The following is an 18347-nucleotide window of genomic DNA, read 5'->3' as shown; positions in this document are numbered from 1 at the left end:
TTGTCTATCGTTCCCGCAGCATTTTCAGGCGTTCCAGAAAGGCTTGGCGTATATGTTTCTTGGCGGCTTTGCTCGCCGCCTCGGGATCTCTTTTCCGGATGGCCGCCAATATTTCTTGATGCTCGATCAGCGCCTTTTGAGCCCGATTTGCGGAATCCAGGGTGCTGCGGCCCAGCAGGTAGGTGGTATCGGTGGAAGACTGCAGCGTGCGGATGAGGTGCTGGTTGTGAGCCGCGCCATAAATGGCTTCATGAAACGCCAGGTTCAAGGCGACGGGATCCGCTCCCGGCTTGTCGTGCTCGGACAATATCGATTCCATATTGTCGATTTCCGCCTCGGTGGCATGCCTCGCGGCGAATTCGGCGGCCGCGCCTTCCAGCACCTCGCGCATGGCATAAAGCTCTGTTACCCCTTGCTGGTCCATCTTGGTCACCACCAGGCCGCGGCGGGGCTCATGGGTAAGAAGGCGCTCGTCCTCCAGGCGCTTGAGCGCTTCCCGCACCGGCGTGCGGCCCATGCCTATCAACTTGGCGACATCCACTTCGCGCAGGCGATCATCGGCGGAAAAGAAACCGCTGAGTATCTTCTGCTTGATGTCGTTGTACGCCTTGTGGAATTGCGTATTGCTTTTGGAAATCGGCATGGCGTGGTTTACCTTTCCTGAATTATCTCTGTTCTATGCCGCCGACCACTTTTTCCCACATGGCCAGTTCGCTGTGCAGCTTCTTCTCGAAATCGCCCGGACTGCCTTTGAATACGGTGGCGCCCTCTGAAGCCAGGCGGTCCCGCAGCAGCTGTCCGCCGGTGATCTTGTTCGCGACGGCATTGAGCTTTTCGACAATGGCGGCGGGCATGCGCGCTGGCCCCAGAATTCCCCACCAAGTCGAAATATCGTATCCTGGGATGCCGGCTTCATCCAGGGCGGGCACCGACGGAAACAGGCTCGATCGCTCTTTGGTCGTCACGGCCAGCAACTGCACCTTGCCGGCCTTCACGTTTGCCAGCATCGTCGGCATTGTTGAAAAGAAGATCTGGACGCGGCCCGCCAGGAGATCGAACGTGGCCGGCCCGCTGCCGCGGTACGGAACATGAGTGATATCGACATGGGCCAGTTGCTGGAACAATGCGCCGGACAAGTGGTTGATGCTGCCCGGCCCGGCGGAACAATAGTTGATGGAGTTCGGCTCGGCTGCGGCTTTGTTCAGCAGATCGGCGACAGTGGCCACGCCCAGTTCCTTATTGGCCACCAGCATCAGAGGGCCGCTGCCGAGAAGGGCAATGGGCGTGAAACTGGTCTTGGCATCGTAGGCGGCGCTTTTTTCCCATGCTGAATTGGTGGCGAAAGTGGACGTGGCAAACAGCAGCGTGTAGCCATCCGGCTTGGCTTGCGCCACGCGCGCGGCGCCGATCGAGCCGCCGCCTCCGCCACGGTTCTCGACGACGACGGTCTGGCCCAGTTCTTTCCCGAGCTCCAGGGCGAATTCCCGCGCAATGCTGTCGGTCCCGCCGCCAGCCGCAAACGGCACCACGACGGTAATAGGCTGTTGCGGCCAGCTTGCACCGGCCTCCGCATGGGCGGCCGATGCGATCGAGGCCATGAAGAGCGACGCGAGAAGCGCGCGCCAATTTGTTTTTTGTTTCATTGTCTTCCTGCTGAGGCGCCATTGCGGCTGCGAATCAAATCAGTATATATTTTTGCATACAAAAATATATACTGCAAGAACAAGCAGAGGCGTGCCGCCGGTGCGTCGGCCAGCCGCCGGGCCGCTACGCTCGCATGCATTGAAACTCCCGCTTCGCCGGCGCCGCGGTTTCCCTATGCCTTCGCGCCGGCCAAGCGCTGGAGCTCCAGCGTTCATTTACCCCGCACGAGGTCGATCTGGCGCCGATCGCGCTTGGTCGGGCGCCCCGCGGCGATTTCATGGGCGGGTTCGGGGGCAAGGCGCCTCATCTCGGCGGCGCGTTCCCGCGCGGCCGCGCTTTCGGGCGTTTCCTCATACAGCTGGCGCGCCACGGGAGCCGGACCTCGCGCGCCGCTCACCGCGCGCACCTGGACTTCGATCGGAGGGTCTTCCTTACGGATGCGCACGAGGTCGCCCGGCGCGACTTCACGCGAGGGTTTGACGATCTGGCCATTCACGAGCGCCCTGCCCTTGCCGATTTCCTGCGCCGCCAGGCTGCGGGTTTTATAGAAGCGGGCCGCCCATAGCCATTTATCGAGCCGAATCTTGTCCATCACGCGAGCCCTCAAAGGCTTTTCAGAAATTCCGCTTCCGGCCTGCGCCGCAACCGCCTAGGCGATTTCGTCCAGCGCCTGGGCCAGGCGCCCCACCGTCCGTTCGATGTTATGCAGCTTGTCCAGACCGAACAGCCCGATACGGAAGGTCTTGAAATCAGCCGGCTCATCGCATTGCAGCGGCACGCCCGCTGCCGCCTGCACGCCTGCCAGCGTGAATTTCCTGGCGGACTGTATGGCTTCGTCGTCGGTGTAGCTGACCACCACGCCAGGCGCCTCGAAGCCCGGCGCAGCCACGCTCTTGTAGCCTTTTTCGAGCAGCAGCGCGCGCACCTTGTCGCCCAGCTCCTGCTGCTCCGCGCGGACTTTATCGAAGCCATAGGCTTCGGCCTCCGCCATGACCTTGCGCAGGACGGCAAGGGCGTCCGTGGGCATGGTGGCATGGTAGGCAAAGCCGCCTTGCTCGTAAGCCTCCATGATTTGCAACCACTTGCGCAAATCGCAGGAGAAACTGGTGCTGACAGTCGTTTCGATTTTCTCGCGCGCCAGGGCGCTAAGCATCACCAAGGCGCAGCACGCGGAGGCGCTCCAGCCCTTTTGTGGCGCGCTGATCAGGACGTCCACCCCGATCGCCTGCATGTCGACCCAGAGGGTTCCGGATGCGATGCAATCCAGCACGAACAGCCCTCCCTCGGCATGCACCGCGTCGGCGACCTTGCGCATGTATTCATCGGGCAGCATTATTCCAGACGAGGTTTCGACGTGAGGAGCAAAGACCACATCAGGCTTGTCAGCCTTGATCGCGGCAAGCACTTCCTCGATAGGCGGAGGCGCGAAGGCCGCCTGCCTGCCGTCGCTCACGGGGCGCGCCTTGAGCACGGTCGTGCCGGCGGGTATGCCGCCCATGTCGAAAATCTGGCTCCAGCGAAAACTGAACCAACCGGTGCGAATGACAAGGCATTGCCTGTTCGTCGCAAATTGCCGCGCGACCGCTTCCATGCCGAAGGTGCCGCTGCCGGGCACGACGATAGCCGACCGGGCGTTATAGACCTGTTTCAAGGTTCTGGAAATGTCTTTCATCACCCCTTGGAAAGTTTGCGACATGTGGTTTATGGCGCGATCGGTGTAAACCACCGAGTATTCCAGGAGTCCGTCGGGATCGATGTTGGGCAGTAGGCTGGGCAAGTTCTTCTCCATGAGGAAAGAATGGAAGATTTTAGACCATAGTCGTCCGATGATAAGCGCGGCCCGGTTTTCTCGCCAGCCCACAGGCTGCGGCAAACCCCGCGGCGCGGCGCCGTCTGGACAAACTTTACGGATTTTCGCTATTGTGCAGAATTCCATATGGATCAGCGTCTTGAACAGCAATCCCGGACTCGCATGCCAGAACATTCCATTACCCCATTTCCGCTGACACAATTGCAAGCCAGGCACATCTGGCTTCACGCCCAGAAGCTCGACGCGGCGGCGCCGTTCGGAAGCGGGCCCGAGGCCACGCTCGCCGCGATCGAGCATCTTGGCTACGTGCAGATCGACACCATCAACGTGATCGAACGCTGCCATCACCATATTCTCTGGACGCGAATTCCGGCGTACCGGCGGGATCACCTGCGGCAAGCGCAAACCATAGACAAGACCGTCTTCGAGTACTGGACGCACGCCTTGTCCTATATTCCGACGAAGGATCTGCGGTTTTTCATTGCCGACATGGAGCTTCAGCGCAAGTCGCCGAAAAGCTGGTTCAGCTCCGTGACCGCCAGTGACCTCCGCAAGGTCATCGCGCGCATTCGCGACCATGGGGCATTGTCGATACGCGACATCGACGACGACGTGCTGGTCGAGAAAGACCATGCCTGGGCAAGCCGCAAGCCCTCCAAACGCGCGCTGCAGCTGGCTTTCCACGCGGGAAAGCTGACGATCAGCGAGCGCTCGGGCATGTTGAAGACTTATGAACTCATGGACCGGCATTTCCAGTGGGATAGCCGGCCGAGGAAAGCATCGGAGAACCAGGTCGCCAACTATCTGCTGGACAGGGCGCTGCGCTCGCAGGGCCTGGCCAGCCTGGATTCGATCTGCCACCTGAACCCCAAGCGCAAGCCCTTGCTTCGGCAGCTTATAGAAGCCAGGGTGCGCCGGGGGCGTCTCGTTCCCGTCGCCATCGACGGCGCGGGCAAGCTGGAGCATTGGGCCTGCCCGCAAGCCTTGGCCGGCATACCGGAAGCGGCCGCCGGCGTCCATATACTTACACCCTTCGATCCGCTGATCATTCAACGCAAAAGGCTGAAGCTGTTTTTCGGCTACGAGCACTTGTTCGAAGCCTATGTGCCCAAGGAAAAGCGCGTCCATGGCTATCTGGGGCTGCCCGTGCTGGTCGATGGCGAGATCGTGGCCGTGGTGGATATCAAGGCGGACCGCGCCCGCCGCGAACTGCTGCTGCAGCAATGGACCTGGGTCGGCAAAGGCGAACAGTCCCTGCACAAAAGGGCGATAGAGGAAAAGCTCCACCAGTTTGAACGGTTCCAGTTCGCGCCGTGAGCGCCGCCGCCTTTGCGGGGTTCGGCGCGCCCTTCGGCTCTGCATGACAGTGGGCGGCGCGATATACTGTACATTTAAACAGTATATATGTAAGGTGACGCCATGCAAGCAACGCCGATCAAAGGCCGGGGCAGCGTCTCGAACAGGACCTCGCGCTTCGAGCAGCTTCAACGCGAGCCATTCGACGACGAATGGGCGCAGCCCGACCAGGACGCCGCGCCCAGGCCGGCCACCACGGTTTCTCTCGAGACGGCCAAGTCCATCATTTCCCGCAATGACTCGCCGGATATTCATTTCGAGCAATCCATCAATCCGTACAGGGGCTGCGAGCATGGCTGCATTTACTGCTATGCGCGGCCCACCCATGCGTATCTGAACCATTCGCCCGGCCTGGATTTCGAAACCAGGCTGTACGCCAAGCGCAACGCGGCGGAACTGCTGCGCAAGGAACTGTCCAAGCCGTCTTATGTGCCGAAGCTTATCGCGCTGGGGGCAAACACCGATCCCTATCAGCCCATCGAGCGGCGGCTGCGGATAAGCGCCGGGATTCTTGCGGTCCTGGAGGAATTCAACCATCCCGTCGCCATCACGACCAAATCCGCGTCGGTGACGCAGGATATCGAACGGCTTGCCCGGATGGCCAGCAAGAATCTGGTCAGAGTGTTCATGTCCGTCGGATCGCTGGATAGAAGCATCGCGAGAACACTGGAGCCCCGCGCCAGCACGCCCGGCGCGCGCATCGACGCGATTCGCGCGCTCAGCCAGGCAGGGATTCCGACAGGGGTGATCGTGGCGCCCGTCATCCCTTCTCTGACCGACCACGACATGGAGAAAATCCTGTTCAGCGCCAAAGACGCGGGAGCCAGGAATGCCGCCTACGTCCTGCTGCGGCTGCCGCTGGAAATCGCCGACTTGTTTCGCGAGTGGCTGGCGGCGCATCATCCCTTGAAGGAAGCCCATGTCATGAACCTGGTCAAGCAGATGCGCGGCGGCAAGATTTACGACCCGGACTTCAAGACCAGGATGAGAGGCACCGGGGTCTTTGCCGACCTCCTCGAACAGCGGTTCAGAAGAGCATGCGCCAAGGCGGGCTTGAATCAGACCCGCCATGTCTTGAGCACGGATCTTTTTCGCCCTCCGCCCGAAGATCAGCCGCAGCTGAAGCTGTTTTGATCATGAGCGCGCTGCAAAGAATGAACCGGTGGGGTGAGTCAGCTCCCTGTAAAAATCGGCTTCCGCTTCTCTGCGAATGCGGCCACTCCTTCCTTGTAGTCCTTGCTCGAGAAACAGGCAGCAATCCCATTTTCCATGGCGGCGTGATCGCGGTCCTGTTTTTCCTTTCTTAGTTCGGCCATCGATCGCTTGATGGATTTCAAAGACAACGGCGCATTTTCGGAAACCTGACTCAACCATTCTTCGCAGAACTCGTCCAGTCGGGAAAGCTCGACGCAATGCGCCACGAAACCCAATGCCCGCGCCTCTGCCCCATCAAAAATGCGTGCGGAAAACAGCACATCGCACGCGTTCTGCTCGCCAATCAGGGAGATCAGCCGCTGCAAAGGTGTGACGCCATAGCCTATCCCCAGACGGGCCACCGGTATACGAAATCGCGCGTTGTCTGCACATATCCGGATATCGCAGGCCGCCGCTATTCCCACGCCCCCGCCCATACAGATCCCCCGTATCTTCGCCAGCACAGGCTTGCTGCACCGGATCGGCGCCAACATAGCCTGGTCGACAGCCGCATTGTAGCGGGCCTGCGCCGAGCTATCCGAACGTTCGGCCTTGAATTGCGATATATCGGATCCGGACAGAAACGCCTTGGCGCCGTCCCCTTCAATACAAATCGCGCGTACCGATGAGTCCTGCTCCAGCGCGGCAAGCATTGCGGGAAAGTTCTCCCACATATCGAGGGTCATTGCGTTGTATTTGTCCGGATTCGATATCAAAAGCCGGCCAATGGAAGCGCTACGTTCGATGATCAGTTCAGCCATATGTGTCTCATGACATTCTCAGGTGGGCTTGCGGATCGGCCTTGGTGGAAGTTCTTTCGGCATCACATCGAGCCGGGCAATTATTCCGTCCAGCTCAGGCCGGGGCGCCGGATAGACTTGCATGACCAGAGGGTCATGGCCGGGGATGATATGTTGGATATCGCCGGCCATCTGCATGATATGGTCAAAGGATTCGAGCATCTTGTCCACATGCAGAGCGGCGGGATAGGGCCGGTGCCGCTGCAAATTTTCATAATAGTGAGCGGCGTCCGACGCCAGAACTACCCATCCGCGCTGGGTATGGACACATACGGCCTGTTGCCCGGCCGAATGGCCCGGCGTGGGCTGAAGTATGATGCCGGGCGCCAGATCGACACGTCCATCGTAGAAATTGACGCGCCCATCATAGTTCAGGCGCACCATGTTGATGATGTCTTCGACATCGAAGCCAGCGGAGAAATACCGGTATTTGATGTGGCGTCCGGTGGCGAAATGCATCTCGGTTTCCTGCAAATGAAACTGCGCCTCCGGCAAGCCCGAAAAATTCCCCGCGTGGTCATAATGCAGATGAGTCAGAATAACGTCTTTGATCTGGGCCGGCTCGACGCCAATCAGTTTCAGCGACTCGATAGGGTCGCACAGAAAGGCGCGCTTGCGCTTTTTCGCCGCAAGCGGCGAGAAGCCGACATCGATGAGAAAAGTACGCGCATTTCCGACAGCCACCCAAACAAAGTAGTCCATGTCCATAGGGCCGTCGTGCGCGTCTCCACCCATGAAATGACTGGATCGCATGGCGCCCCGCGTAGCGTACCGGATCGCATAAACTTCATAATTTGGAATATCGGGTGATGCAGGAATCATCGTATTCTTTGCCTAGTTGCCGGTAAATGTGGGTAGCCGCCGCTCGCTGAATGCTGCCAGGCCTTCGCGCCTGTCATGTGAACCGGCATGCAACCGGTTGGCTTCATATTCATTGCGCAGCGCAATATCAAGAGGGCTTTGCAGGCCGGCATCGACCAGGCCCTTTAGCTTGCGCAGCACGAGAGGGCTACGCGATGCGAGCTGTTTCGCCAGACTGCGGGCTGCATCCGGAAGGTCTTCATCCGCAACCACTTTGAGCAGCAAGCCCGACGCAGCCAGTTCGGAAGCCGGAAGGATATCGCCCGTATACAGCAGATACTTCGCTAAACTGACGCCGACGCGCCTCGGTAATCTCGCGGTGGCGCCGCCTCCGGGCAAGAGGCCATAATTGCTGTGGGCATCGCCAATGCGGGCGCTGCGCGCAGCGATTATCAAGTCACAGCACAGCAGGATTTCCAGGCCGCCAGCGACGGCGACGCCGTTGACTGCCGCTACGACCGGCTTAGGAAAGGATTCCAAGCGCGCCAGAAACCGGCCGAACTCGGCGCTGAATTTTCCATTTGCCTCCGCCGCCTCGCTATCAGACAATCCCTCGGTGCGTTTTTTGAGATCTTTAAGGTCGGCGCCCGCGCAGAATCCCTGGCCCGCCCCTGTCAGCACTATCGTACGTACTGCAGGGTTGCGCTCTTCCTGATCCAGGACTCGATTTAAATGATCGAGCATTTCGAAAGTCACAGCGTTGAAGGATTTGGGCCGATTCAATGCTATCAGGCAAACCTGGCTGTCATGCTCAATCAAGATGGGGGGTGTTGTCTCGTCAATCGAGTTCGACATGATCGTCCTTCAAAATTCCAGCCAGAATATGGATAGTTAATAACCGGCAGCCAATTCGCGCGAAATCAGTATCTTTTGGATTTCGTTCGTACCATCATAGATTTGAAATACTTTGGCGTCGCGGTAATACTTCTCTACCGGAAAATCATTCAGATAGCCATATCCCCCATGGACCTGGATCGCCGCCGAACATACATGCTCACACATACGCGATGCGAACAACTTGGCAATGGAGGACTCCTTGACGCAACGCTGCCCTGCCTGCTTCAGCGCGGCTGCGTGATAGCACATTTGCCGTGCCACTTCCAGCTCGGTCGCCATCTCGGCCAGATTGAAGGCGACCGCCTGGTGGTCAAAAATCCTCTTTCCGAAAGCTTGCCGTTCTTTTGCATAAGACAATGCGGCGTCAAGTGCCGCTCTCGCCACGCCGACGGACTGCGCAGCGGCGGCGATACGGCCACTTTCGAGGCCCGACAAGGCCACCTTTAAGCCGTCGCCCGGCTTGCCGAGCATGTCCTCCGCGGGAACCTCCATATTTTCCAGCGCGATCTGGCATGTGTCATTAGTGCGATGTCCCAACTTATGCTCCGCGCGCAGCACGCGGTAGCCGGGAGCCGATGTCAGGATGGCAAAAGCCGAAATGCCGCGTTTGCCCGCCTGCGGGTCGGTCACTGCCACCAGCACCGCAGCGGAAGACGAGCGGCCGGAAGTGATGAAGCATTTCGACCCGTTCACCACATATCGATCGTCCTTGAGGACTGCCCGCGTATGCAGATTCGAGGCATCCGAACCGGCCTGCGGCTCGGAAAGCAGCATGCATGCAATCTGTTCACCGCTGGCGACGGGCCGCAAAAATCGCTCTATCTGTGTAGGAGTACCGAAGTCGCGCACTTTGATGCCGAACGAATTCGTCGCATTGATCATGTTGCAGACGCCGGCATCTCCATATGCCAATTCTTCTGTCACGAGGATGTACGACATGAAATCGGCGCCGCTCCCACCGAATTCGGTTGGAATGCAAATGCCGAACAATCCCAATTTGCCCATGCGGTAAACCGTGTCCAGCGGAATCGTTTCGTCGCGGTCCCAGTCCGCGGCGTGAGGAATGATCTCATGGCGCACGAAGTCCCGCGCCATATCCCGAATAGCTATCTGCTCATCTGTGAACTGCCTCATTGCTTTGCATCTCCTTCGTACTGGGATTCCTCTGCTGCCGTTTCATTCGGGCCCGCGCCCAGCCAATCCGCAAGAACTGCATCGGCGTTCTCGCCCAGCAATGGCGCGGCATGAATCTCGGTAGTTGCGCCATCATGCTGAACCGGCCAGCCCGGCATCTTGAATCGTCCCCGCTGCGGATGGTCGACCCATTGCATGATGCCGCGCTGCTCGAAATTGGCGTCGTTATGCAGCTCCTGAGTGTCGCGAACGGCTCCGGCGGGTATGCCCGCCGACCCCAGGAGTTTCTCCGCTTCGTATTTGTCGTGATGGGCAGCCCAGGTGGAAATCAAGTCGTCGATTTCCGCTTCATGCTCGACACGCGCTGCATGCGTACTGTAGCGCGGGTCGCCTATGAGGTCGGAACGTCCGATGACTTCCAGGACACGGCGCCAATGATCGGGGTTATTGTGGCTGGTGTAGACGCAAATATAGTCGTTGGCTCCGAATGGTTTGCAGTGATACAAGCCACAAGGCGGGTTCGCCCCGGATACCAGCTTGTTGCCCACTCGTGCCGCGGCTTTGCCCCGCAGCGCCTGCGCTGAAAAACCGATACGGTTGTAGTGCAGCATGGCGTCCTGCATGGCGACGTGCAGATGTTCGCCGTGCCCCGTATTCGCTCGGCGGTGCAGCGCTGCAAGAATACTGATGGCCAGCAGCATCCCTGTGCCGGTATCGCCCAAGGTGACGCCTAGCCGGACCGGAGGTCCTCCGGCAAAACCCGTGATACTCGTCAAGCCCGCTGCCGCCTGCGCGATCATATCGAACGCCAGCGTCTGCTCGTTGGCGCTTCCACGCCCGAATCCCTTGATCTGGGAATAAATAAGTCTGGGGTTGATTTCACGCAAGACATCCGGGCCAAGCCCTAATCGTTCTATTACGCCAGGCGCGAAATTCTCGACAAAGATATCTGCTTTGGCCGCCAGGGACTTTATCAGAGCCAGGCCGTCAGGGGACTTTGCATCGATAGTGATAGATTTCTTGTTCGCATTGAACAGCAAAAAATACCAGGAATCGGCGTCGCTCTCGTCTTTGTATGAACGGCGTCCGGGGTCTCCTCCCTTGGGGTTTTCCACCTTGACTACATCGGCTCCCAGCCATGCCAGCACTTCCGTGCAGGCAGCGCCGGCCTCATATTGGGACATATCGAGGACGCGGATGCCTGCGAGCGGAAGTCCTCTCGAGTTGGTTTCATTACTCACCTTGTGCTCCTTAATCACAGGGCGCCGGCGCGGCGGCACCGGCAGCCTTACTTCATTGAGGTTGAATGCCCAGCTCGGCTAGCGTTGTCTTCCATAGTTGGATCTGATTCTTGATCATATCCGCCAGTTGTTCAGGTGTGGAGCCTGAAGGCTCGAATGCCTGTTCGGCCAATCTGGCTTTAATGTCCGGGCGGGCCAAAATGTTGTTCATCTCGTGATTCAAACGCATCACGATATCCTTGGGCACGCCGGCAGGGCCGAACAGCGCGGCCCATGGCAGCGTCGGCATATCAGGCAGGCCCACATCTTTCAATGTCGGAACATCAGGCAGCTGCGGCAAGCGTTCGCCGCTGGTCGTCGCCAAAGCGCGCAATTGCCCGGTCGTTACGAATGGCAGCGAAGTACTTTGCGTGGCGAACATGAATTGCACGCGCCCGGCGACAAAGTCCATCAGTGCCGGCGGCTCGCCCTTATAGGGCACATGCATCATTTCAAAGCCATTGCTGCGCATGAACTGGAATGTGGACACCTGGCCAAAAGTGTTGCCGCTGGCAAAATTCAGCTCCTGGGGGTGTGCTTTGGCATATGCGACCAGTTCCTTGATCGAATTCACGGGCAGGCTGGGATGGACCAGTACAAAATAACGATAGCGCCCTACGTCGGTGATGGGGGTGAAGTCGGCGATCGCATTGTAAGGAGGGTTCTTGCGCATGGCCGGCACCGCCGACAACGGGCTGTTGGTTGCCATCAGCAAGGTATACCCGTCGGGGGCGGCGCGTGCCACCGAGGCGGCCGCCAGCGAGCCATCCGCGCCCGGCTTGTTGTCGACAATGATGGTTTGATGCAGCGCTTCCGAGAGCGGTTCGGAAATGATCCGTACCATGGTGTCCGTGCCCGAGCCTGCAGGAAATGGCACGATCATTCGAATGGGTTTGTCGGGATATGAGGCGGACGCCGAAACCGATACCGTGGCGGCGACGGCAAGCATGGCGAATCTACGTAAAAATTTCATTAAAAGTCTCCTGTTTATCTAATAATTGTGTTTTGTTGATTGATACTGTATTTGAGGCAAAAATGCCGGGTCAGCCTCCCATGACGTAACCGCCATTCACTGAAATCACTTGTCCCGTGACGTGGCCGGCGGCCGCGGACGCCAAGAACACGACTGCGTTGGCGACGTCCAATCCGGTGCCGATTTTCTTCAATGGATACGCCCGCCGAATTTTCTCTTCACGCGACGCAACGGCGGCCTCGCCCAATTTCTCCGCCATGCTTCGCAGCATCGCTTGGCGCAAGGGAGTATCCGTAGCTGCTGGCGACACCGCGTTGACCGTAATGCCATGCCCCCCCACTTCCCTCGCGAGGGACTTCGTGAAAGAAATGACGCCGCCCTTGGCGCAAGAATAGGTGGATTCCCGCTGTTGCCCCACCCTGGCCGCGTCGGAAACTATATTGATAACCTTTCCAGCGCCGCGAGCTATCATGTTGGGCAGAAATACCCGTGAACAATGCAGCGTGCCGTAAAGCCCGACTTTGATCTCGCGATCACAATCGGCCGGATCAGTATCCACAAAAAGTTGATTCGCCAACAGTACCGCGGCATTGTTGACCAGCACATCGACGCCGCCGTGCCTGGCCGCAATGCCGGCGCCCGCCGCCCGGACCGCAGCCAAGTCACTTACGTCGAAAGGCTCGGCATGGGCGCGAGCGCCTAATTGCCGCAACATTGCGATCGTTTCGCCGCAATGCTCTTCGTCGAGATCATTGACAAGTATTTGTGCTCCCTCCTTCGCGAAGGCCAAGGCAATCGCTTGCCCAATGCCGCTACCCGCGCCGGTAATAAGTATGACTTGCCTCGCAAGATCAAAATCCATGGGTTCCTCCCTCGGCTTTGTGGTCTGCTGTGCAGAACGCTTATTCTATTATAGCCAGTTCGACCATATTTGCAAGAGGCGTAACATATCGGGTCGCCCACATTTCGGTCTCTTGAAAACAAGGACATGACAAGCATTTACGCCGCCGCCGGCGTAGCGGGCCCCTTGAATACAGCCCCTTGATGAGAGCCGGTTACACTGTCTTTCCCTCGTCGCCGGTGGTCAGCGCATGCCTGCTCTTCGCTCAGCATCCCCTCTTCATTCCCGCAAATCGGCCGCGCGCCGGACCGCCAAAGCGCCGCCCGAGGAGCCCCGGCTGCTGGCGCTGAACAAGCCCTACGGCGTGCTGGCCCAGTTCAGCGACGACCAGGCCCGCGCCACGCTCAAGGACTTCGTCATGCCGCCCGGCGTCTATCCCGCCGGGCGCCTCGATCGCGATAGCGAAGGCTTGCTGCTGCTGACCAACGATGGCCGCTTGCAGGCGCGCATCGCCGACCCGAAGCACAAGATGGCGAAGACCTATTGGGTGCAGGTGGAGGGCGAGCCGACTCGGGAACAGCTGCAACGCTTATGCGCCGGCGTCGAACTCAAGGACGGCCCTACCCTGCCGGCCCGGGCGCGCCTGCTCGACGAGCCGCAGCTATGGGAGCGGCATCCGCCCGTGCGCTTCCGCAAGAGCATCCCGACAGCCTGGCTGGAGCTGGTCATTCACGAAGGACGCAACCGCCAGGTGCGGCGCATGACCGCCGCGGTGGGCCTGCCCACCTTGCGCCTGGTGCGCATCCGCATCGGGCCCTGGAGCCTGGACGGACTGCCGCCCGGCCAATGGCGCGACATCCCTCCCCCCTGGATCTAGGGCGGATCCGGAACAAGCCCGTCCAGTGTGGGACAATTACGCCTCAATTGAGATCAGCAAACGTCAGGGAGACGTTATGACAGCACCCAGGCCTCGCGACCGGGAGGACTTGCTTTTGAATCTGGCCAACGCGCTATCGGACCAGCCCCGCGCTTCGATGGAGCAATTGGCCTGTATGGTGGGGCTGAGCCGCGCCACCCTATGCCGCCATTTCGCATCGCGCGACGCAATGCTGCAGGCCATGTCCGAAGAGGCCATGACAAGCGCTGAACTCGCGTTCGCGCGCGCCTGTCCGAACGAAGGACCTGTCGAACAAGCCGTCACGCGCCTGATCGATGAGCTATTGCCCATTGCGGAACTGTACGTGTTCGTTTGGGAGCGGGAACATGGCGACCCGGCCCTGGAGGCCCGCGCGCAGCCATTGAGGGCATCCTTCGTTGCCTTGTTCCACCAATGGCAGGCCTGCGGCGACCTGCGCGTCGATTTGCCGGCGGCCTGGCTGGTGGAGTCGATGTCCGCCCTGCTGCGCAGCGCCGCGGCCATGATCCGTTCAGGACGGCTGGCCCGCCATGACGCCGTACACAGCGTCTTCAGCCTGCTATGGCGCGGCATGTCCAGGTAGCCTGGGTTGCCCGGGTGGATGAGAGCCCGGGAACGCAAGCTGCTGATCACCGGCAGGCGCCACTCACCTGGCGCCCGGAGCGGCCCTGCCGGCGCTCAGCATCTCGTGGGGCGTATCGGAGGCATCGGCGCTTCTAAGTTCGACCGGGCTGCTCAGCGCGAAGAGAAAGAGCGCGGCGGTGATTGCCAGCAACACCGCCACGCCCAGGAAGGCGCCGCACCATAGCAATATTTTTTGCAGCCATTTCATGCATTTCCCCCTGGCCGGCCGCAGCGTGGCGGCATGGGCGGGAGTTCTTGGGTTTGCTGCATCAGGAGCCATGACGATTTCACCGGGGACGGGTGGCGGATACTCTCTGAAATGGAAAGCATCTATAATGAAACAACACTGTATCATTTAACTCAAGCTTATACACGATTTTAACGGCTGCATTGGTAGATTTGCCTGGCGGCATCAAGGCCGCGACACTATGCGGCAGCGGTCAAGAAGCCGAAAATTGGGGGTGATTTATGGCAGCAGCGAGATCTCACCATCGCAGCGAAACAAATTTGGATCCGCAGGCTCAAGCCGCCGCTCCGGAGCGCCCCCCCGGCAAGGACCTCACGGGCCTGGCAAGCTATGCCGGGCAAGTGGCCGCGCAGCGCCATGGCGGCGTGCATATCTTCGAATTCAATGGCTGCCGCTACGTCGTGAAATGCCAGCGGTCCAAGCGCGGAGCGCGACTGCGGGCCTGTCTGAGCGCCGCGCTCTGCGGCATGCTGTTCGGCGTTTTCCCCTCCCCCGGGCAACTGCGCACCGGCGGCATCCACCAGGAGGCCCAGCGCCTGCGCGCGCATGGCTGCGCCGTGCCCGAGGTTTATCAACTGACCGCCGATCATCTGCTCTTCGAGTATTGCGGCCCTACCGTCGAAGCCTTGCTGGGCGAACTGCGGGGCGCGCAGCGCAATGACCTGCTCCTGGCCGTGGTGGACGACCTGGCCGAGTTCCACCGCCGCGGGCACTGGCATGGCGGCGCCCAGTTGCGCAACCTGACGATGAAGCAGGGCCGCCTGTATCGCATCGATTTCGAAGAGAACACCGGCGTCGCCCTGCCCCTGCCGCTGGCCCAGGCCTACGATGTGCTGCTGGCCTTCAATTCCATGATGGACTACCTGGACGGCGACCGCCAGTTCGGCGCGCGCCTCCTGGCTCGCTACCTCCATCTTGCAGGCTCGACACAGGTGGTTGAATCACTGCGCAGGCTGGAATACTGGCTGAGGCGCATCGGCCGCATCGAACGCTGGCTGGGCACCCGGCTGCGCCGGAATCGGGATCTGCAGCGCGCGCTCATGTTCGCGTCCATCCTGGACATAGCCCTGGATGGCTACGACGCCACGGCGCCCGACGGCATATCGGAGTACAAGCGCTGATATGTCCCGGCCAGGGCGATCAAGCCGGCCCGCCGCATAGCCCTTTAACGGCATTCTGTCAGCAGATTCCGGCAGAATGTCGTATACTTGTGGGCTTGTCTGCGGCGCAATGGCAGAGTGGTCATGCAGCGGATTGCAAATCCGTGTACCCCGGTTCGATTCCGAGTTGCGCCTCCAGCAAACATGCGGCACTCGAGGCATCCAATAATTATGCCCGTCCGCAAAATCGTGTTCGGTCCGCAAACCACGATAATCAGCCCGCCGCGCGCGGGCTTTTTTACGGGCCGACCGCCCATGAAAAAATTGCGGGGAAGCTCTGGTTCAGATGGATGCTGCGCTTTGGAACTGCGCGGGAATCGCAGGGTGGACCTCGGGATTGATCATGCGCGGAGGCGTGCGCCCTGCGCAGATATCCAGGATCTGCCGGGCGGAGATCGTCGCAATGTTGCGGCGGGCTTCGTGCGTCACCCCTGCCGTGTGATAGGTGGAAACCACATTGGGCAAGGTGAGCAGCGGATGATCATGCGGCGGCGGCTCCACCATCCAGACGTCCAGCCCGGCGCCCCCCAGATGGCCCGATTCAAGTGCCGTGTACAAGGCGGTCTCATCGTGGATGCCGCCTCGGGCCGTCGAGATGAACAAGGCACCGCGCTTCATGCTCTGGAATGCCTTGCCGCCGAACATGCCCAGAGTTTCCTTGTTGCGTGGGCAGTGCAGGCTGACGATGTCGCTGCCGGCCAGCAGTTCTTCCATCGGCGCCGGCGCCGCGCCCCGGGCGCAGACGGTGGCTTCGTCCACATACGGGTCGCAGGCCAGGACCTGCATGCCGAAGGCGCAGGCAAGTTGCGCGACGCGGGCGCCGATATGGCCGATGCCCACGATGCCCAGCACCTTGCCGGTCAGCTCGCGCCCCATGAGGTCTTCGCGCAGCAGGCCGGATGCCGTCTTGAGCAGATGGTCGGATTCCACTATGCGGTTCGCCAGCGCCAGCAGGAGCGAAAAAGTATGCTGTGCGACCGAGTTCGCATTGCCGCCGGCCTGGTTCACCACCAGGATGCCGGCGCGGGTGCAGGCTTCGACGTCCACCGTGTCGTAGCCGGCGCCCGTGCTGGAAACCACCTTCAGGCGCGGGCAGCGGGCGATCAGTTCCGGCGTGACCTGCCATTTTTGCGGGACTTCGTCCTTGGCGGCCGACACATGATAGATGTCGGCTTCGGCCAGCTTGGTCCAATTGACGTCATCGGGGTCGGACAGTTTCATGACGGACAGGTCCACGCCCGGCTCCGCGCCCAGGATTTGATCGAAGCAGGGGTCGATCCAGCGATCGAGGCGCAGCACTTTGATGCTCATCGGGTCACCTCGCCGCTGCGCTCGGCCAGGGTACCGTCATGCGCGGCGCCCCACTCCTCCTTGGCGCCCAGGGCGCGCATGAAGCGGTCACGGATCTGCGCAGGGTCCCGATCCGTCACGCCCGCCGGCGGCTGATCGTCGGTGCGCGCGGCAATCAGCCAGGGGCCGTCTTCGGAGAGCGCTTTCGCAAGCAGGGTTTCGAAGTCGGCTTCATCACGCGCCCAGCTGGACTGGGTGATCCCCAGGCCGCGGGCAACCTGCACCAGATCGACGCCCGCGCTGGTGAGCGTGGGCTGCGAACCCGTAATCTGATAGCTGCCGTTGTCCCAGATCACGATAACTAAATTCTTCACACCCGACGCGCGGACCGTGCCGAGAGTACCCAGCTGCATAAGCAGCGAGCCGTCACCGTCCAGCGCCACCACGCGGCGCCGGGGCTGGGCGAGGGCAACGCCCAGCCCGATGGCCGAAGCCAGCCCCATGCTGCCCAGCATATAGAAGTTCTGCGGCCTATGCCCCGCCGCCCAGAGATCGAAATTGGTATGCCCGATTCCGCCGATGACGGCTTCCTCTTTCTTCAGCGCCGCCTTCACCCGGCGCGTCAGGTCGCTGCGGTTCATGACCTTCACGTCCCCGCGCGCCAGGTCGGAGCTTTTGTTGGCGTTGGAAAACTTATCCATGAGTGTTCCTCTTTTATCGCGCAAAGAGTTTGGGAGAGATGATCAGGGCGGCCGGCGCCTGCGTCGAGAAAGCCTGCTGCATGGTCCTGTCGGCAATGAACTCGACGTCTTCAACGGCCTCAAGGGCGTGGTTCTCGATGTTCAGGCAGTTCAAGATCGGACGCAAGGTCCGGCATACGATCACCTGGCCCAATTGATGATCGCCCAGCGTCCCGCGCTCGGACACCAGCATCAGGACGGGAATCTGGTATGGAATAGCGAGCGAGGCCAGCGCATTGGGCAGCGTCGCAAAACCGCTGGTCTGCATCAGCACAATGCCCCGCGTGCCGCCCATCCAGGCCCCGGCGACGATGGCCACCGCCTCTTCCTCCCGCGAAGGATTCAGGACGGTGAAGAAGCTGTCGGCCTGCAGCTTGCGGATGAGCTTGGCCAGAACCTTGTCGGGCACATAGGCGATCAGGCGCACATCATTGCGCTTGAACGACGCTATGAGCTTGTCTTCCCAGGCGAGGGAGGTATCGACGGTCATCTATTTTTCTCCAATGGTGGCGATTCGGGTGCGCGTTCTTTCAGGGGTCGAGGGTGGGCAAACGCTCTTCCATGAATTCCGGTAGATCCTGTGTCATATATTCATTCCATCACTCCGTACGGACGCCGACTCGTGGAGCAGGCCATAGGA

20 protein-coding genes and 1 tRNA gene are annotated in these 18347 nt (G+C 60.3%); 6 read left to right on the top strand and 15 right to left on the bottom strand.

Translation table 11 applies throughout. From position 1 onward, the window contains the following. Positions 1-4: 4 nt before the first annotated feature. The 4 genes from BUB23_RS13105 to BUB23_RS13090 all read right to left on the bottom strand — a co-directional run bounded on the left by BUB23_RS13105 (position 5) and on the right by BUB23_RS13090 (position 3421). Positions 5-643: a GntR family transcriptional regulator gene (locus BUB23_RS13105; RefSeq protein ID WP_073103664.1), complete on the bottom strand. Its 639-nt coding sequence runs from the start codon at positions 641-643 to the stop codon at positions 5-7. 22 nt (positions 644-665) lie between these two features. Continuing rightward, positions 666-1643, bottom strand: coding sequence for a tripartite tricarboxylate transporter substrate binding protein (locus tag BUB23_RS13100; RefSeq protein ID WP_073103663.1), 978 nt, complete (start codon positions 1641-1643; stop codon positions 666-668). 212 nt (positions 1644-1855) lie between these two features. Further along, on the bottom strand, positions 1856-2236 hold the full coding sequence (locus BUB23_RS13095) for an RNA-binding S4 domain-containing protein (RefSeq protein ID WP_073103661.1): 381 nt from the start codon (positions 2234-2236) through the stop codon (positions 1856-1858). A 57-nt stretch (positions 2237-2293) separates the two neighbouring features. After that, a complete protein-coding gene (locus BUB23_RS13090; RefSeq protein ID WP_073103810.1) occupies positions 2294-3421 on the bottom strand; it encodes an aminotransferase class V-fold PLP-dependent enzyme in 1128 nt (375 codons plus the stop codon). 195 nt (positions 3422-3616) lie between these two features. Here BUB23_RS13090 and BUB23_RS13085 point away from each other — a divergent pair, with 195 nt between their 5' ends. After that, the gene (locus BUB23_RS13085; RefSeq protein WP_178372311.1) at positions 3617-4771 is read left to right on the top strand and encodes a winged helix-turn-helix domain-containing protein; all 1155 of its coding nucleotides are present in this window, start codon (positions 3617-3619) and stop codon (positions 4769-4771) included. A gap of 102 nt (positions 4772-4873) precedes the next feature. Next, a complete protein-coding gene (locus tag BUB23_RS13080; protein ID WP_073103659.1) occupies positions 4874-5944 on the top strand; it encodes a PA0069 family radical SAM protein in 1071 nt (356 codons plus the stop codon). A gap of 38 nt (positions 5945-5982) precedes the next feature. Here the strand turns inward: BUB23_RS13080 and BUB23_RS13075 are convergent, their stop codons facing one another. From BUB23_RS13075 to BUB23_RS13045, 7 genes are all read right to left on the bottom strand, one after another. Next, the gene (locus BUB23_RS13075) at positions 5983-6765 is read right to left on the bottom strand and encodes an enoyl-CoA hydratase (RefSeq protein ID WP_073103657.1); all 783 of its coding nucleotides are present in this window, start codon (positions 6763-6765) and stop codon (positions 5983-5985) included. An 18-nt stretch (positions 6766-6783) separates the two neighbouring features. Beyond that, the gene (locus BUB23_RS13070) at positions 6784-7626 is read right to left on the bottom strand and encodes an N-acyl homoserine lactonase family protein (RefSeq protein WP_073103655.1); all 843 of its coding nucleotides are present in this window, start codon (positions 7624-7626) and stop codon (positions 6784-6786) included. Positions 7627-7638: 12 nt separating this feature from the next. Beyond that, the gene (locus tag BUB23_RS13065; protein ID WP_084136008.1) at positions 7639-8460 is read right to left on the bottom strand and encodes an enoyl-CoA hydratase/isomerase family protein; all 822 of its coding nucleotides are present in this window, start codon (positions 8458-8460) and stop codon (positions 7639-7641) included. 36 nt (positions 8461-8496) lie between these two features. Further along, positions 8497-9636, bottom strand: coding sequence for an acyl-CoA dehydrogenase family protein (locus BUB23_RS13060; RefSeq protein WP_073103653.1), 1140 nt, complete (start codon positions 9634-9636; stop codon positions 8497-8499). Further along, positions 9633-10916 (bottom strand): CaiB/BaiF CoA transferase family protein, encoded by a 1284-nt coding sequence (locus BUB23_RS13055; protein WP_143160972.1) that lies wholly within the window; start codon positions 10914-10916, stop codon positions 9633-9635. Before BUB23_RS13055 ends, BUB23_RS13060 begins: the two co-directional genes overlap by 4 nt. Positions 10917-10929: 13 nt before the next feature. Then, positions 10930-11889 (bottom strand): Bug family tripartite tricarboxylate transporter substrate binding protein, encoded by a 960-nt coding sequence (locus tag BUB23_RS13050; protein ID WP_073103649.1) that lies wholly within the window; start codon positions 11887-11889, stop codon positions 10930-10932. 70 nt (positions 11890-11959) lie between these two features. Continuing rightward, positions 11960-12751 (bottom strand): SDR family NAD(P)-dependent oxidoreductase, encoded by a 792-nt coding sequence (locus BUB23_RS13045; RefSeq protein ID WP_073103647.1) that lies wholly within the window; start codon positions 12749-12751, stop codon positions 11960-11962. Positions 12752-12980: 229 nt separating this feature from the next. On the opposite strand from BUB23_RS13045, the gene BUB23_RS13040 reads away from it, so the two are divergent. Continuing rightward, positions 12981-13607 (top strand): pseudouridine synthase, encoded by a 627-nt coding sequence (locus tag BUB23_RS13040; RefSeq protein WP_073103645.1) that lies wholly within the window; start codon positions 12981-12983, stop codon positions 13605-13607. A 76-nt stretch (positions 13608-13683) separates the two neighbouring features. Further along, on the top strand, positions 13684-14229 hold the full coding sequence (locus BUB23_RS13035; protein WP_073103644.1) for a TetR/AcrR family transcriptional regulator: 546 nt from the start codon (positions 13684-13686) through the stop codon (positions 14227-14229). A 63-nt stretch (positions 14230-14292) separates the two neighbouring features. Here BUB23_RS13035 and BUB23_RS13030 read toward each other — a convergent pair whose 3' ends face one another. Next, entirely contained in the window at positions 14293-14478 is a 186-nt protein-coding gene (locus BUB23_RS13030) for a hypothetical protein (protein WP_073103642.1), read from the bottom strand. Positions 14479-14777: 299 nt separating this feature from the next. Here BUB23_RS13030 and BUB23_RS13025 point away from each other — a divergent pair, with 299 nt between their 5' ends. Next, complete coding sequence (locus BUB23_RS13025) at positions 14778-15638, top strand: BUD32 family EKC/KEOPS complex subunit (RefSeq protein WP_073103641.1); 861 nt, start codon at positions 14778-14780, stop codon at positions 15636-15638. 103 nt (positions 15639-15741) lie between these two features. Further along, positions 15742-15815 (top strand) — tRNA-Cys (locus BUB23_RS13020). A gap of 144 nt (positions 15816-15959) precedes the next feature. Here the strand turns inward: BUB23_RS13020 and BUB23_RS13015 are convergent. The 3 genes from BUB23_RS13015 to BUB23_RS13005 are packed head-to-tail and all read right to left on the bottom strand — an operon-like array spanning position 15960 to position 18197. Next, entirely contained in the window at positions 15960-16988 is a 1029-nt protein-coding gene (locus tag BUB23_RS13015; protein WP_073103639.1) for a hydroxyacid dehydrogenase, read from the bottom strand. Continuing rightward, positions 16985-17668, bottom strand: coding sequence for a thiamine pyrophosphate-dependent enzyme (locus tag BUB23_RS13010; protein ID WP_073103637.1), 684 nt, complete (start codon positions 17666-17668; stop codon positions 16985-16987). Before BUB23_RS13010 ends, BUB23_RS13015 begins: the two co-directional genes overlap by 4 nt. Before the next feature lie 13 nt (positions 17669-17681). Next, positions 17682-18197 (bottom strand): thiamine pyrophosphate-binding protein, encoded by a 516-nt coding sequence (locus BUB23_RS13005; RefSeq protein WP_073103635.1) that lies wholly within the window; start codon positions 18195-18197, stop codon positions 17682-17684. Positions 18198-18347: the final 150 nt, after the last annotated feature.

It is taken from the genome of Pollutimonas bauzanensis, assembly GCF_900129885.1.
Taxonomy (GTDB): domain Bacteria; phylum Pseudomonadota; class Gammaproteobacteria; order Burkholderiales; family Burkholderiaceae_B; genus Pollutimonas; species Pollutimonas bauzanensis.
This window is presented reverse-complemented; position numbering and strand designations above follow the sequence as displayed.

Coding starts and splice junctions, on each gene's coding strand:
- BUB23_RS13105 (WP_073103664.1), bottom strand. CDS start 643: ATGCCGATTTCCAAAAGCAATACGCAATTCCACAAGGCGTACAACGAC.
- BUB23_RS13045 (WP_073103647.1), bottom strand. CDS start 12,751: ATGGATTTTGATCTTGCGAGGCAAGTCATACTTATTACCGGCGCGGGT.
- BUB23_RS13075 (WP_073103657.1), bottom strand. CDS start 6,765: ATGGCTGAACTGATCATCGAACGTAGCGCTTCCATTGGCCGGCTTTTG.
- BUB23_RS13065 (WP_084136008.1), bottom strand. CDS start 8,460: ATGTCGAACTCGATTGACGAGACAACACCCCCCATCTTGATTGAGCAT.
- BUB23_RS13095 (WP_073103661.1), bottom strand. CDS start 2,236: ATGGACAAGATTCGGCTCGATAAATGGCTATGGGCGGCCCGCTTCTAT.
- BUB23_RS13030 (WP_073103642.1), bottom strand. CDS start 14,478: ATGAAATGGCTGCAAAAAATATTGCTATGGTGCGGCGCCTTCCTGGGC.
- BUB23_RS13015 (WP_073103639.1), bottom strand. CDS start 16,988: ATGAGCATCAAAGTGCTGCGCCTCGATCGCTGGATCGACCCCTGCTTC.
- BUB23_RS13035 (WP_073103644.1), top strand. CDS start 13,684: ATGACAGCACCCAGGCCTCGCGACCGGGAGGACTTGCTTTTGAATCTG.
- BUB23_RS13005 (WP_073103635.1), bottom strand. CDS start 18,197: ATGACCGTCGATACCTCCCTCGCCTGGGAAGACAAGCTCATAGCGTCG.
- BUB23_RS13100 (WP_073103663.1), bottom strand. CDS start 1,643: ATGAAACAAAAAACAAATTGGCGCGCGCTTCTCGCGTCGCTCTTCATG.
- BUB23_RS13040 (WP_073103645.1), top strand. CDS start 12,981: ATGCCTGCTCTTCGCTCAGCATCCCCTCTTCATTCCCGCAAATCGGCC.
- BUB23_RS13050 (WP_073103649.1), bottom strand. CDS start 11,889: ATGAAATTTTTACGTAGATTCGCCATGCTTGCCGTCGCCGCCACGGTA.
- BUB23_RS13010 (WP_073103637.1), bottom strand. CDS start 17,668: ATGGATAAGTTTTCCAACGCCAACAAAAGCTCCGACCTGGCGCGCGGG.
- BUB23_RS13060 (WP_073103653.1), bottom strand. CDS start 9,636: ATGAGGCAGTTCACAGATGAGCAGATAGCTATTCGGGATATGGCGCGG.
- BUB23_RS13080 (WP_073103659.1), top strand. CDS start 4,874: ATGCAAGCAACGCCGATCAAAGGCCGGGGCAGCGTCTCGAACAGGACC.
- BUB23_RS13070 (WP_073103655.1), bottom strand. CDS start 7,626: ATGATTCCTGCATCACCCGATATTCCAAATTATGAAGTTTATGCGATC.
- BUB23_RS13085 (WP_178372311.1), top strand. CDS start 3,617: ATGCCAGAACATTCCATTACCCCATTTCCGCTGACACAATTGCAAGCC.